The sequence below is a fragment of the Sagittula stellata E-37 genome, assembly GCF_039724765.1.
Lineage (GTDB): Bacteria > Pseudomonadota > Alphaproteobacteria > Rhodobacterales > Rhodobacteraceae > Sagittula > Sagittula stellata.
This window is the reverse complement of record NZ_CP155729.1, coordinates 843,773-857,169: the sequence shown is the minus strand read 5'-3', so window position 1 is coordinate 857,169 and position 13,397 is coordinate 843,773. Positions and strand designations below refer to the sequence as shown.

The 13,397-nt window shown below is 64.8% G+C and carries 17 protein-coding genes; 8 read left to right on the top strand and 9 right to left on the bottom strand.

Translation table 11 applies throughout. From position 1 onward, the window contains the following. The 5 genes from ABFK29_RS04005 to ABFK29_RS03985 all read right to left on the bottom strand — a co-directional run bounded on the left by ABFK29_RS04005 (position 1) and on the right by ABFK29_RS03985 (position 4,163). Entirely contained in the window at positions 1 to 711 is a 711-nt protein-coding gene (locus ABFK29_RS04005) for an ATP12 family chaperone protein (protein ID WP_005854887.1), read from the bottom strand. Then, positions 708 to 1,385: an HAD-IA family hydrolase gene (locus ABFK29_RS04000; protein ID WP_005854885.1), complete on the bottom strand. Its 678-nt coding sequence runs from the start codon at positions 1,383 to 1,385 to the stop codon at positions 708 to 710. The genes ABFK29_RS04005 and ABFK29_RS04000 overlap by 4 nt, the downstream gene beginning before the upstream one ends. Then, the gene (locus tag ABFK29_RS03995) at positions 1,382 to 2,425 is read right to left on the bottom strand and encodes an RluA family pseudouridine synthase (RefSeq protein WP_005854883.1); all 1,044 of its coding nucleotides are present in this window, start codon (positions 2,423 to 2,425) and stop codon (positions 1,382 to 1,384) included. Before ABFK29_RS03995 ends, ABFK29_RS04000 begins: the two co-directional genes overlap by 4 nt. Further along, entirely contained in the window at positions 2,422 to 2,796 is a 375-nt protein-coding gene (gene crcB / locus ABFK29_RS03990; RefSeq protein ID WP_040604101.1) for a fluoride efflux transporter CrcB, read from the bottom strand. Before crcB ends, ABFK29_RS03995 begins: the two co-directional genes overlap by 4 nt. Positions 2,797 to 2,885: 89 nt before the next feature. Next, a complete protein-coding gene (locus ABFK29_RS03985) occupies positions 2,886 to 4,163 on the bottom strand; it encodes a DEAD/DEAH box helicase (protein ID WP_005854880.1) in 1,278 nt (425 codons plus the stop codon). Between the two features lie 574 nt (positions 4,164 to 4,737). Between ABFK29_RS03985 and rplO the strand changes: the two genes are divergently transcribed. The 3 genes from rplO to ABFK29_RS03970 all read left to right on the top strand — a co-directional run bounded on the left by rplO (position 4,738) and on the right by ABFK29_RS03970 (position 7,343). Beyond that, positions 4,738 to 5,199 (top strand): 50S ribosomal protein L15, encoded by a 462-nt coding sequence (gene rplO, locus ABFK29_RS03980; RefSeq protein WP_005854878.1) that lies wholly within the window; start codon positions 4,738 to 4,740, stop codon positions 5,197 to 5,199. Positions 5,200 to 5,334: 135 nt separating this feature from the next. Beyond that, positions 5,335 to 6,702 (top strand): preprotein translocase subunit SecY, encoded by a 1,368-nt coding sequence (gene secY, locus ABFK29_RS03975; RefSeq protein WP_040603998.1) that lies wholly within the window; start codon positions 5,335 to 5,337, stop codon positions 6,700 to 6,702. Next, positions 6,699 to 7,343: an adenylate kinase gene (locus tag ABFK29_RS03970; protein ID WP_005854874.1), complete on the top strand. Its 645-nt coding sequence runs from the start codon at positions 6,699 to 6,701 to the stop codon at positions 7,341 to 7,343. Before secY ends, ABFK29_RS03970 begins: the two co-directional genes overlap by 4 nt. Here ABFK29_RS03970 and ABFK29_RS03965 read toward each other — a convergent pair. Then, positions 7,318 to 7,791 carry a BLUF domain-containing protein gene (locus tag ABFK29_RS03965; protein WP_005854872.1) on the bottom strand — a complete coding sequence of 158 codons (474 nt, stop codon included), beginning with the start codon at positions 7,789 to 7,791 and terminating at the stop codon, positions 7,318 to 7,320. The genes ABFK29_RS03970 and ABFK29_RS03965 overlap by 26 nt on opposite strands. A 321-nt stretch (positions 7,792 to 8,112) precedes the next feature. On the opposite strand from ABFK29_RS03965, the gene rpsM reads away from it, so the two are divergent. From rpsM to rplQ, 4 genes are all read left to right on the top strand, one after another. Beyond that, positions 8,113 to 8,481: a 30S ribosomal protein S13 gene (gene rpsM / locus ABFK29_RS03960; RefSeq protein WP_005854870.1), complete on the top strand. Its 369-nt coding sequence runs from the start codon at positions 8,113 to 8,115 to the stop codon at positions 8,479 to 8,481. Between the two features lie 15 nt (positions 8,482 to 8,496). After that, positions 8,497 to 8,892 (top strand): 30S ribosomal protein S11, encoded by a 396-nt coding sequence (rpsK, locus tag ABFK29_RS03955; RefSeq protein ID WP_005854868.1) that lies wholly within the window; start codon positions 8,497 to 8,499, stop codon positions 8,890 to 8,892. A 117-nt stretch (positions 8,893 to 9,009) separates the two neighbouring features. After that, complete coding sequence (locus tag ABFK29_RS03950) at positions 9,010 to 10,026, top strand: DNA-directed RNA polymerase subunit alpha (RefSeq protein ID WP_005854867.1); 1,017 nt, start codon at positions 9,010 to 9,012, stop codon at positions 10,024 to 10,026. A 153-nt stretch (positions 10,027 to 10,179) separates the two neighbouring features. Next, positions 10,180 to 10,596, top strand: coding sequence for a 50S ribosomal protein L17 (rplQ, locus tag ABFK29_RS03945; RefSeq protein WP_005854865.1), 417 nt, complete (start codon positions 10,180 to 10,182; stop codon positions 10,594 to 10,596). A gap of 121 nt (positions 10,597 to 10,717) precedes the next feature. Here the strand turns inward: rplQ and ABFK29_RS03940 are convergent, their stop codons facing one another. The 3 genes from ABFK29_RS03940 to ABFK29_RS03930 are packed head-to-tail and all read right to left on the bottom strand — an operon-like array spanning position 10,718 to position 11,887. Continuing rightward, positions 10,718 to 11,140: a DUF4174 domain-containing protein gene (locus tag ABFK29_RS03940; protein ID WP_040603997.1), complete on the bottom strand. Its 423-nt coding sequence runs from the start codon at positions 11,138 to 11,140 to the stop codon at positions 10,718 to 10,720. 49 nt (positions 11,141 to 11,189) lie between these two features. Further along, on the bottom strand, positions 11,190 to 11,645 hold the full coding sequence (locus tag ABFK29_RS03935) for a host attachment family protein (protein WP_005854861.1): 456 nt from the start codon (positions 11,643 to 11,645) through the stop codon (positions 11,190 to 11,192). Between the two features lie 2 nt (positions 11,646 to 11,647). Next, positions 11,648 to 11,887 carry a hypothetical protein gene (locus ABFK29_RS03930; RefSeq protein ID WP_040603996.1) on the bottom strand — a complete coding sequence of 80 codons (240 nt, stop codon included), beginning with the start codon at positions 11,885 to 11,887 and terminating at the stop codon, positions 11,648 to 11,650. A gap of 123 nt (positions 11,888 to 12,010) precedes the next feature. On the opposite strand from ABFK29_RS03930, the gene ABFK29_RS03925 reads away from it, so the two are divergent. Further along, positions 12,011 to 13,396 (top strand): trypsin-like peptidase domain-containing protein, encoded by a 1,386-nt coding sequence (locus tag ABFK29_RS03925; protein WP_005854856.1) that lies wholly within the window; start codon positions 12,011 to 12,013, stop codon positions 13,394 to 13,396. Position 13,397: the final 1 nt, after the last annotated feature.

Genomic DNA, 13,397 nt, shown 5'->3' with positions numbered 1-13,397 from the left:
TCAAACGCTTGATAGCATGTGGAAACGCGCCGCGTGCATAAATTCGTTCCGCTTCAGGGCCGCAATTTCCGCCGCTTCCTCGTCGATGCCCCACTGCTCTTCCTGCCAGGTCTCGTCGATCCGGGACAGGCGCCACGCGTCTTCCGCCTCGCGGTGGCCCCGGATCACGGCCAAGGCCAGCACCAGCGAACCGGACATGGACACGAGATCGTGGAACGCGGCAAGCTGGAAGGCATCCTGACCGTGCACCTCTTGCGCAAGGCGCGCCAGCGCCTCGGACGGCTGGGGATGGTGCATCACCCCGATGCGTGGCTCAAGCCGTGCACCGTAGGTCTCCGACGCCCAGTCCAGCAGGGGGTCCCAACTCTCGTTCTGACGCTCCACAAGCCCGGCCGGCCTGTCGGCGCGATAGCAGAGCAGGTCGCTGTCGCCGTAGGCCGCCAGCATGTCGGCGACCTCCGCACGCTGTGTGGCCACCTTGTCGAGGGCCGAGTTGGACATGCGGGTGAAAGGCATGGTCATCGGGTTCACGTGCTCTTCCTGGGCGCGCCATTCGGCGGCCACCGCATCCGCCAGCCCTTCGGTCGGGACGACCAGCGGGGTCTTGGCGGGCGTCTTCACCCCACGTCCGTCCAGCTTGACGGCAAACCCCGGGCCGGACGGCTCGACGGTCGCGTCCTTCCAGAAGCGTTTCAGTGCCCATTCGCTCATGCAGAGACCTCCAGAATATCGAAGATCGCGGCCTGTAGCCCGGCCGTGTCGGACACCACACGTGCGGCGTTGGTCAACGCCGTCGCCGGGTGATAGCCCCATGTCACGCCGATACCCGGGATGCCCGCGGCTTCCGCCATGTCCATGTCGTAACTCGTGTCGCCGATCATCACCGCCTGGGACGCCTCCACGCCCACATCGTCTAGCGCGGCATACAGCATCGCCGGATGCGGCTTCGACGGATGGTCGTCCGCCACCTGCGTGGTGACGAACCGGCCTGTCAGGCCGTGCGCGTTCAGAAGCGTTGTCAGCCCCTTGCGGGATTTGCCGGTCGCCACACCGAGCAAGACGTTGTCGATGCCGCCGAGCCGGTTCAGCAGTTCCGGGATGCCGGGATAAAGTGGCGAAGCCATCGCCCCGCCCTCCTTCACGATCGCCGAGTAAGACCTCTTGTAGGCCTCAACCAGGTGCGTCCTGCGGACCACGCCCAATTGCGGAGCCAATCGCTCCATCGCGACGGGCAGGGAAAGGCCGACAATGCCCAATACGTCCTCGCGCACCGGCTGCGGCAGGTCCTGACTGTCGAAGGCCCGGGTCATCGCGGCAAGGATATCGCCTTGGCTGTCCACAAGGGTCCCGTCGACGTCGAAGATGACAAGCTTCAGGTCGGTCAATGCAGCGCCTCGAACGGATCGTCGTCGGCGAAGTCCTCTTCCCAGCCCAGCGTGTCCCAGCTTTGCTTCATGTGCTCCGGCAAAGGGGCCGTCGCGGTGAAGGGTGTCTTCGTGACCGGGTGCAGAAGGGTCAGAGACCGCGCGTGCAGGTGCAGCTTCTTCGAGATGATCCCGCCAAGCTGCGCACCCCAGCCATCGCCAAGGTTCTCCTGCCCGGAGCCGCCGTACTTGCCGTCGCCGATGATCGGGTGACCGATTTCGGCCATGTGCGCCCGAAGCTGGTGGGTGCGGCCGGTGACCGGCTCCATCGCCACCCACGATGCCCGCCCCGCCACGCGGTAGAGCGTGGCATAAAGCGTGTGCGCCCGCTTTGCGCCCTCGGTCGTGGCGATCTCCTTGGGATGGACGCAGCGCATCTTCTCCGCCTCGCCGCCCTTGCCGTGGCCGGGTGCCTTTACCAGGCCGTACTTGATTTCGCCCAGGTAGGGGGTCGGTACACCGGCGACAAGCGCCCAGTATATCTTGCGCGCTTCCCGGTGGCGGATCGCCTCCGTCAGCGCCTTGGCCACAGCGCGGGTGCGGGCCAGCAGCAGCACACCTGAGGTGTCCTTGTCCAGCCGGTGCACCAGCCGGGGTTTCTCGTCCATGCCGAACGTCAGCGCCTCCGACAGGCCGTCGACGTGTCGCGTCTGGCCAGAGCCGCCCTGCGTCGCCAGCCCCGGGGGCTTGTTCAGCGCGATGATGTGGTCGTCCTTCCACAGCACGCATGCACGGATCATTTCCGCGTCCTTCTCGTTGAAGGACGGCTTCGGCGCGCTGTCCACCTGCCCCGGTTCGGGCAGCGGCGGGATGCGCACCTGCATGCCCGTCTCGACGCGCGAGGACGCCTTGCAGCGCCCACCGTCGAGCCGCAATTCACCCTTGCGGCACATTTTTTCGATGCGGCTTTGGGCGACGTGGGGGAACAGCCGCTTCAGCCAGCGGTCCAGCCGCTGATCGCCGTCGCCCGGCCCCACCGTGATGGTCTGTACCCGGCTCATGTCGTCATGCTCCGTGCCAGCAGCAGCCCCGCGAAGAGCGCCGCGATAGAAACGATCACCGACGCGCCGACGTAAAGCGCCGCGATGCCCAATTGCCCGCGTTCATACAGCGTCACCGCATCCAGCGAGAAGGCTGAGAACGTTGTGAACCCGCCCAGCACACCGATCATCAGGAACGGTGCAAAGCGGTTGCCGCCCAGATGCGCAAGCACCACGACCAGCACGCCCATGGCGAAGCTGCCGACGATGTTCACCGTCAGCGTCCCCCAGGGAAATGCCTTGCCCATCAGGCGCGCCATGCCAAGGCCGGTCATGTACCGGGCCGAGGCGCCGAGCGCGCCGCCGAGGGCTACTTGCAGAAGTGATGTCATGGCGGTGTCGTCACGAAAGTGGGGGTGGTTGTCAAGCATGCGAAGGCCGTCCCGCAGGACACGGGACGGCCTTCGCTTGTCAATTCGGCTCAGGCAGCTTTGGCGCGGCGCTGACGGCGCGGACGACCCTTGGCCGCCGCGGGCTTGGCATGCGCCGGCTTGTGACCGCCGCCGTGCTTCGCGCCGTGCCCGCCGCCACCGGGACGACCGCCGCGACCACGACCGTTGCCGCGTCCCGCCGGCTTGACCGGTTCCCAGGCTTCGCCGCTCGCCACCGCGATCTCACGGCCCATCACTTTCACGATGGCCTTGAACTCACCCATTTCCTCGGCCGAGCAATAGGCGATCGCCGTACCGTCACGGCCCGCGCGCGCGGTGCGCCCGATGCGGTGGACGTAGTTGTCGGCGACGTTGGGCAGGTCGTAGTTGTAGACGTAGCGCACCGACGGAATGTCGATCCCGCGGGCCGCCACGTCCGTGGCCACGAGCACCGTCAGCTCTCCCTCACGGAAGGCCTTCAGGGCGCGGTCCCGCTGACCCTGGCTCTTGTTGCCGTGAATCGAGCCAGCGGCGAAACCCTTGTCCTCAAGATGGCGCTTCAGCTTTTCCGCACCGTGCTTGGTACGGGCAAAGACCAGAGCGGCCTCGGTGCGGTGAAGGTCGAGATGGTGGACCAACAGCGGCGTCTTGGCCTTCTGCTCGACGAAGTGCACCGACTGCTCGATGCGCTCCACCGGCTTGCCCGGAGGCGTCACCTCGATCCGGACCGGGTCGGTCAGGTAAGCCGAGGCGATCTCGGCCATCTGCTTCGGCATGGTGGCCGAGAACAGCATCGTCTGGCGTTCCTTCGGCAGAACCCTGGCGATCTGGCGCAGCGCGTGGATGAAGCCGAGGTCCAGCATCTGGTCGGCCTCGTCCAGCACGAGGAAACGGGTCGCATCCAGCCGCACGGCCTTCTGCTCCATCAGGTCGATCAGGCGGCCCGGTGTGGCGACCAGAAGGTCGGTGCCCTTGGCCAGACGGTTGATCTGCCCGTTGATGGAATTGCCGCCCGTGACCAGCCCGATCTTGACCGGGGTGTTCGCGGCGTAGGCGCGCAGGTTGTCGACGATCTGCTTGGCGAGCTCGCGGGTCGGCGCAAGGATCAGGCCATGGACCTGCTTCGGCCCCGGGCGCGTCTGGTCGCGCATGATGGTGGTGACGATCGGCAGGCCGAAGGCGGCGGTCTTGCCCGTCCCCGTCTGCGCAAGGCCCATGACATCGCGGCCGTTCAGGGCGTGCGGGATGGCCTGCGACTGGATCGGGGTCGGATCGGTGATGTTCAGGTCGGCGAGGTTCGTCAGAAGGCGGGGCGGCAGCCCCAGCATGTCAAAATCCAAAAGGTGTTCCTTCGATGCGCCAAAACGGCGCGAATAACGTGGCACCCGCCGGAAGGGCAGGACCGCAAGGGGACCGCGAACGCGGGCACCGGACCGTATGTCGGGCGCCTGTCGCGGGTCTGGACCCAAGCGTGATGTGGGAGCCATGTCAGGGAGTTCAGGTCGGCAGGTTTGACGTGCCGAAACAGCCGTGCGGGCCATGTTGCCCATCTGCCCCGCTCACGCGGCGGGTGCGGCTGAGGGGCATATGATCGCTGCGGTGCGGAAAGTCAATCGCTAGCGCACAAAGTGCAGCGTTTATTGCGCGGCACCCTGACAGGACTGAAAGTGCCCCCGCGCCGAACCGACAAGAGGATCACGCCACAAAAGTCCCCTCTGAACCACCACACGCGCCAGATCGCCCAGGGGAATCGGGCGACACTCCTCCCTTGCGCGGCAGGCCCTCAGCGACTATACGCCCCCGGTGGCCCGACTCGACTTGCGCGGCCGCACTTCAAAGTCAAGAAAAGCCGTGGTTGGCCCGTATCGCTTCGAGGGTCACATCCGGCATTGGAGAAGCGACATGAAACTGAATGAACTGCGCGACAATCCCGGCGCAACCAAGACCAAGAAACGCATCGGCCGCGGCCCGGGTTCGGGCAAGGGCAAGATGGGTGGCCGTGGTATCAAGGGTCAGAAATCCCGTTCGGGCGTGGCAATCAACGGCTACGAAGGCGGCCAGATGCCGCTCTACCAGCGCCTGCCCAAGCGCGGCTTCACCAAGCCGAACCGCCTGAGCTTTGCCGTCGTGAACCTGGGCCTGATCCAGAAGTTCGTCGACGCGGGCAAGCTGGACGCCGCGAACATCAACGAAGACACGCTGGTGTCCTCGGGCCTCGTCCGCCGCAAGCTGGATGGCATCCGCGTCCTCGCCAAGGGCGACGTGACCACTGCCCTGACCATCGACGTGACCGGCGCTTCCAAGTCGGCTGTCGAAGCGGTCGAAAAGGCCGGTGGCGCGCTCAAGGTCGCGGCTGCGGAATAATTTCCGACCGCGCCACGCGGCGCAAAACCGGGTTGTGAGCGGCGCCAGCGCCGCTTACATAGCCCCCAGTTTTCCCAAAGCGCCGCCAGACGGAAAACCCGTCTTGGCGGCGTTTGCCTGAAAAGAGAGATCCGCATGGTATCCGCAGCAGAGCAGATGGCCGCCAACACCAGCTGGGCCGCGCTGGGTAAGGCAACCGACCTGCGCAACCGCATCTTCTTTACTCTTGGCCTCCTGATCGTCTACCGCCTCGGGACCTTCATCCCGGTTCCCGGGATCGATGGCGCCGCGCTGCGGGACTTCGTCGAACAGGCCTCGACCGGCGTTGCGGGCATCGTGTCGATGTTCACCGGCGGCGCGCTCGGACGGATGGGTATCTTCGCGCTGGGGATCATGCCCTACATCTCCGCCTCCATCATGGTGCAGCTCCTGACGGCCATGGTGCCGACGCTGGAGCAGCTCAAGAAAGAGGGCGAGCAGGGCCGCAAGAAGATCAACCAGTACACGCGTTACGCCACCGTGGCGCTGGCGACCATGCAGGCCTATGGCCTTGCGGTCAGCCTTGAGGGCGGCGATCTCGTGACCGATCCCGGCTGGTACTTCCGCGCCGCCTGCGTGATCACGCTTGTCGGCGGCACCATGTTCCTGATGTGGCTGGGTGAACAGATCACCGCGCGCGGCGTCGGCAACGGTATCTCGCTCATCATCTTCGTCGGCATCGTGGCCGAACTGCCCGCCGCGCTGGCACAGTTCTTTGCCTCCGGACGTTCGGGCGCCATCAGCCCGGCGGTGATCGTTGGCGTCATCATAGCGGTCGCGGCGCTGATCGCCTTCGTCGTCTTCATGGAGAGGGCGCTGAGGAAGATCACCATCCAGTATCCGCGCCGCCAGGTCGGCATGAAGATGACCGAGGCGCAGTCCTCTCACCTGCCGGTCAAGGTGAACCCGGCGGGCGTTATCCCGGCGATCTTCGCCTCTTCGCTGCTGCTGCTGCCGGTGACGATCTCGACCTTCTCCGGCTCGGATTCCGCCGGACCGGTGATGTCGACGATCCTCGCCTACTTCGGCCCCGGCCAGCCGCTCTACCTGTTGTTCTTCGGGGCGATGATCGTCTTCTTCGCCTACTTCTATACGTTCAACGTCTCCTTCAAGCCGGACGACGTGGCGGACAACCTCAAGAACCAGAACGGCTTCGTCCCCGGCATCCGTCCGGGCAAGAAGACGGCGGAATATCTCGAATACGTGGTGAACCGCGTGCTGGTGGTGGGCTCGCTCTACCTGGCCGGTGTTGCGCTCATGCCGGAGATCCTGCGGACGCAGCTTGCCATTCCGTTCTATTTCGGTGGTACTTCCGTACTGATCGTGGTTTCCGTGACCATGGACACCATCCAGCAGGTGCAAAGCCACCTTCTGGCGCATCAATACGAAGGTCTTATCCAGAAATCCCAATTGCGTGGTAAGGGTAAGGCGCGCAAGAAACGTGGAGGGCCTGCGCGGCGATGAATATCATACTTTTGGGGCCGCCGGGGGCGGGCAAGGGCACACAGGCACGGTTTCTGGTTGAAGAACGCGGCATGGTGCAACTCTCGACCGGCGACATGCTGCGCGAGGCGAAAGACAGCGGAACGGAAATGGGCAAGAAGGTCGCCGACGTGATGGCACGCGGCGAGCTTGTCACCGACGAGATCGTGATCGGCCTGATCCGCGAGAAGCTGACCACGGAGAAGGCATCGGGGTTCATCTTCGACGGCTTCCCCCGCACGCTCAAGCAGGCCGACGCGCTTGGCGATCTGCTGAAGGAAGTGGGCCAGACTCTTGACAAGGTCGTCGAGCTTCGCGTCGAGGACGAAGCCCTTGTGAAGCGCATCACCGCGCGCTCCACCTGCGGGTCCTGCGGCGAGGTCTACAACGACATCACCAAGCCCATCCCCCAGGACGGCAAGTGCACGAAGTGCGGCGGGACGGAGTTCAAGCGCCGCGCCGACGACAACGAGGAGTCGCTGCGCACACGCCTGATGGCTTACTACAAGCAGACGTCCCCGCTGATCGGCTACTACTATCACGCCGGTGTCCACACCCGCGTGGACGGGCTTGGCGAGATCGACGAGATCAAGTCGGCTATTGGCGGGAAGCTCGACGGCTGAACGTCATCCCCGAAACGAGTTGACCGAAAGAGGCCGCGAGAGCGGCCTTTTTTGTGCGCCGTCCCACGGCCAGCAGTTCGACATGGGCCCGCAAACTTGAGTCCGAGATGGCAGAGGACTTCAGGCTTTCGATGAACTCCGCCGCACGCATTTGCAGCACGTCGTCATAGCCCATGGCAAAGCGCCCGAAGCTGCGGGTGTCGGCCTGCATCGTCCGGATCACGTCGAAATCGGTATGGCGCGGGTCGCGGCGCAGGGACTCCGTCACCTGCCCGACCGCCTCGGCCGGACCTTCGAGGAGCTGGATGTAGTGGGTGCGCGTCCGGAAGAGGAACCCCGTTAGGCCAAGTTCCGCATTGCGTTTCCGCGCCACGCTCAGGATATCCCTGTCAGTCCCGCGGCCCATCGGATGAACCGCGCGACTGACGTAAACGACCTGTTGGATCATCCACTCCCCCGAGCACACCAATTTCGTTGACCCCACCACAATGTCATGATCTGGGTGCGCGGACAATGGTTTATGTACTGGCTTGTACGCCCGTTCAGGGCTATATTCCGATTTGCCCGAAACGAGGACTTGACAGGGGTTGACGTTGTGGCGTCCGCCCCTTAGGTAGCCCCATCCCGCAAGGGACACCGCCCGAATCGAAGGCCTTCGTGCTGGGCAGATCACCTGAGAAATGACGGACAGCCCGTGCGCCGCTCGCACGGGCTCATGTTGTGAAAAAAGGGCCCGGCGCTACGGGCTCGCAACGAAAGGAACAGAGACTTGGCACGTATTGCCGGCGTCAACATCCCGACCGCCAAGCGCGTCCCGATCGCGCTCACCTATATCACCGGAATCGGCCACACTTCGGCCCGGGCCATCTGCGAAGCCGTGGGCATCGACGCGACCCGTCGCGTGAACGAGCTTTCGGACGCCGAAGTCCTCGCCATCCGTGAGCACATCGACGCCAACTACACCGTCGAGGGCGACCTGCGCCGCGACGTGCAGATGAACATCAAGCGCCTGATGGACCTCGGCTGCTACCGCGGCCTGCGCCATCGTCGCAACCTCCCCGTCCGCGGTCAGCGGACCCACACCAACGCACGCACGCGCAAGGGCCCCGCAAAGCCCATCGCAGGCAAGAAGAAGTAAGGGAGGCACCGACCAATGGCACGCGATACTCGCCGCTCCGGCGGCAAGAAAAAGGTCTCCAAGAACATCGCCGCTGGCGTGGCGCATGTGAACTCGACCTTCAACAACACCAAGATCCTGATCTCCGACGTTCAGGGCAACGCAATCTCCTGGTCCTCCGCAGGCACCATGGGCTTCAAGGGTTCGCGCAAGTCGACCCCCTACGCTGCCCAGCTCGCCGCTGAAGACGCAGGCAAGAAGGCGCAGGAACACGGTGTCAAGACGCTCGAAGTCGAAGTGCAAGGCCCCGGTTCGGGCCGTGAATCCGCGCTGCGCGCGCTGGCTGCCGTCGGCTTCAACATCACGTCCATCCGCGACGTGACCCCGATCGCGCACAACGGCTGCCGTCCGCCGAAGCGCCGTCGCGTCTGATCCGACCAGATTATTGGACGAGGCGGGGCACAGTGCCCTGCCTCGTTCTGTCGTTTCGAAACCTCGGGCGTCGGCATCTATTGGACATGGGACGCCGGCAGGTATGGAGGGAACTGCATGATCCACAAGAATTGGGCAGAATTGATCAAGCCGACCCAGCTTGAGATCAAGCCGGGCGCTGATCCGTCCAAACAGGCGACTTGCGTCGCCGAACCGCTGGAGCGGGGCTTTGGTCTGACACTTGGCAACGCACTGCGTCGTGTGCTGCTGTCCTCGCTGCAAGGCGCGGCCATCACCTCCGTGCAGATCGACAACGTCCTGCACGAGTTCTCCTCGGTTGCCGGCGTGCGCGAAGACGTCACCGACATCATCCTGAACCTCAAGCAGGTCGCCCTGAAGATGGAAGTGGAAGGGCCCAAGCGCCTGTCCGTCTCCGCAAAGGGTCCCGGCGTGGTAAAGGCTGGCGACATCTCCGAATCCGCAGGGATCGAGATCCTCAACCGTGACCATGTCATCTGCCACGTCGACGAAGGCGCGGAAGTGTACATGGAATTCACCGTGAACACGGGCAAGGGTTATGTCAGCGCCGACAAGAACAAGCCGGAAGACGCACCCATCGGCCTGATCCCGATCGACGCGATCTATTCGCCGGTCAAGAAGGTCGCCTACGACGTTCAGCCGACCCGCGAAGGCCAGGTTCTGGACTACGACAAGCTGACGATGAAAGTGGAAACCGACGGCTCCGTCACGCCGGAAGATGCCATCGCCTACGCGGCGCGCATCCTGCAGGACCAGCTTTCGATCTTCGTCAACTTCGAAGAGCCCGAGTCGGCCACACGTCAGGACGACGACGACGGTCTGGAGTTCAACCCGCTGCTGCTGAAGAAGGTCGACGAGCTGGAGCTCTCGGTCCGTTCGGCAAACTGCCTGAAGAACGACAACATCGTCTACATCGGCGACCTGATCCAGAAGACCGAAGCCGAGATGCTGCGCACCCCGAACTTCGGCCGCAAGTCCTTGAACGAGATCAAGGAAGTGCTGTCCGGTATGGGACTGCACCTTGGCATGGACGTCGAGGACTGGCCGCCGGACAACATCGAGGACCTGGCCAAGAAGCTGGAAGACTCGTTCTGAGAATAGCGGTGGGTCCGTCTTCTGACCGGGCCCATCCTAAAAGCGAGGCGGCAACGCCTCGCTTCGGGCATCTGCCCCAAGGAGAGCCGGTGACACGCATCGCCGGACTGACAAAGCAAAACCGCCCGTAGAGGGCACATTAGGAGTAAGACAATGCGTCACGCAAAAGGCTACCGCCGCCTGAACCGCACCCACGAGCACCGCAAGGCACTCTGGGCGAACATGGCCGGCTCGCTCATCGAGCATGAGCAGATCAAGACCACCCTGCCGAAGGCAAAAGAACTGAAGCGGATCATGGACAAGCTGATCACGCTCGGCAAGCGCGGCGACATGCACGCCCGCCGTCAGGCCGCGTCCCAGCTCAAGGAAGACAAGGACGTCGCCAAGCTGTTCGAAATCCTCGGCCCGCGCTATGCAGAGCGCAGCGGCGGTTACACCCGCGTGCTGAAAGCCGGCTTCCGTTACGGTGACATGGCCCCGATGGCCATCATCGAGCTGGTGGACCGCGATCCCGAGGCAAAAGGCGCCGCTGACAAGGCCCGCCTCGAAGCGCTCGAAGCAGAAGAATAAGACCGGAGGGCGCACCGCGCCGCTCCGTGGGTCACAGACCCGGGACAGTGAAAGCCCCCGCCGCGCAAGCGACGGGGGCTTTTTTCTGGCTCGGTTTCTGGTCTGGCAAACTTAGGCGAGTTCAGTCCGCCATCTCGCGCCGCCGCATGGGCATGGCGTCAATCGCGGAGAACAGCTCGTCGACCGACAGCGGTGTGCTTTGGCGCAGCTTCACCCCGCCGTCCTTGCCCACCAGCAGGACATCGAACCCCTCGACCGCCAGCCCAGCCCTGAGACGCCCTTTCGCGTCCGGGTCGGTGTCCGTGAGGACCACGATGTCACGCTCGGCAAGCCCGCGTTCCGCCGACTTAAGAGCGTCGATCTGCACTGTATAGCGCGCATCGGACTCGTCGGGCGCAAAGACAAGCACGGGCTGCGCGGACCACCTGAAGGCCTCGAGATTCTCGCGTTCCGGTGCCAAAGGAAGGAAAAGCCGGCCGTCCGCCGCGGCGGCGCTGCCCGCAAGGCCAAGCGCCACCGCTACTCTCTTCACCATGGACGTCATGCAGGCTCACCACGCAGGGACATTGCTCGGACGCCCATCCGGACACGCATCACGCCGCGTCCAACTCCCGTTTCACCAGCTTCTCGATCTCGCGGACGGGATGGTTGGTCAGCGTCTTCGGCACTTCGGCGACGACCTTGTCGGCCACTTCCTTGTGCATCTCGTCGCGCAGCACGCCCAACACCTGCGGCGAGGCCACGATCACCAGGTGCTTAAACGACCCCTTGTGCGCCTCATCGTAGAGCTTCTCGGCAAGGTCCGCAGCAAAGCGTTCCTTCTGAAGTTCGTGCCAATCCGTGTCGTCCATCGCGGATCGCTGCTGGACGCCGGTGTCGTTCATCCGGCCGGGCCGGTTGGCGGACTGTTCGCGATCCGAGGGATTCTCCTGCTCGTCCTCGTCGAAGACGTCGAGGTTGGGATTGTCATGGTCGGTCAGGTTGCGCAGGAAAAGCGCCTTCTCGCTGTCCGTCACCACCACCCATGTTCCGTTCTGCAACTTGCTCATGCTCAGGTGCTCCCCTTGTCCGTGCCGTGATGACCGCCGAGGTTCCCGGCGCCCTGCTCGTCCGATTTGGTGACGCGCGTGGCGCCCGGATCGTCCTTCTCGGCACGCTTCATCTCGTCGCGCGTGCCGACCTTCCGTTCAAGGTTGCCCTGCGCCCTGCCCTGATCGGACGGCGTGTCGACATCGTCGACATAGGCCTCCGTCTCGCGGCGCCCATCCTTGGATTTCAAACGCTCCGGCATGGGGTCCTCCTTTTCTTTCCGTTTCTGCAAGCTCAACGCGCCGGCACGGAGCGGCGTTCCGCCGGGTTGAAACGTGCCCCGGCGGCAGGCATATCAACCGGACACGAAAACCGGAGGTTCCCCGTGCGCGTCCTGCTGCTCTGCCTGACCGCCATTCTGGCCCAGCCCGCCCTCGCCCAGACCGAGGTGCCGCAAAGCCAGGCGCAGATTTCCCTCAGCTTCGCGCCCCTCGTGAAACAGGCCACGCCGGCGGTGGTGAACATCTACGCGAGCCGTGTGGTGCAGCGGAACCGCAGCCCCTTCGCCGACGATCCGATCTTCGGCAACCTCTTCCGCGACTTCCAGCAACAGGGCCGCCCCCGTATCCAGAACTCGCTCGGCTCCGGTGTCATCCTGTCCGAAGACGGCATCGTGGTGTCGAACTACCACGTCGTGGGACAGGCCACCGACATCCGCGTGGTGCTGAACAACCGTCAGGAATACGCGGCAAAGGTTCTGCTGGGCGACGAGGAATCCGACCTGGCCATCCTTCAGCTCGAAGGTGCGTCGGACATGCCCCACCTGCCGCTGCGGGACAGCGACACGGTGGAGGTGGGCGAACTGGTTCTGGCCATCGGCAACCCCTTTGGCGTCGGGCAGACCGTCTCTTCGGGCATTGTCAGCGGGCTGGCGCGTTCCGGCACAGCCACCGGCAACGCGCGCGGCTACTTCATCCAGACCGATGCGCCGATCAACCCCGGCAATTCCGGCGGGGCGCTCATCGACGTCGAGGGGCGGCTGATCGGTATCAACACCTCCATCCTCACCCGGTCCGGCGGCTCCAACGGCATCGGTTTCGCGATCCCCTCCGGCCTCGTGGCCCAGTTCGTGAAACAGGCCGCCGCTGGCAACACCCGTTTCGAGCGGCCCTGGGCCGGCATGACGGCCCAGCCGGTGAACGCCGACCTGTCCGAAACGCTGGGCCTCGGCCTGCCCGGCGGCGTGGTGATCGCCGATCTGCATGCCGCAAGCCCCTTTGCAGAGGCCGGTCTGCGCACCGGCGACGTGATCCTCGAAGTCGACGGCATGGCCGTCAACACGCCCGCCGAAGCGCTGTTCCGCATGTCGGTGCGCGGCATCGGGGCAGAAGCCGACGTCCTCTACGCCCGTGGCGGCACACCCACCCACGCGCGCGTCGCCATGATCGCCCCGCCAGAGGATCCGCCGCGCGACACGGTCAGCCTCGGCGAGGATGCCGCCCTGCCCGGCCTCTCTGTCGCCCGCGTCAATCCGGGCGTGCAGGCAGAGCTGGGCCTGCCGCTGTCCACCAGCCACGGCATCGCCGTCCTCGACCCCGGCCCCTACGGCACGCGGGCCGGACTGCAGCGCGGCGACCTCGTGCTGCGAGTCAATGGTGCCCCTGTCGCCCGGCCCGGCGACGTCGAGCGCCTGATGCGCCGTGCCGGCCGCCTGATCCAGATCGAGGCGCTGCGCGGCAATCGCCGCATCATCCTGCAGTTCCGGATCTGAC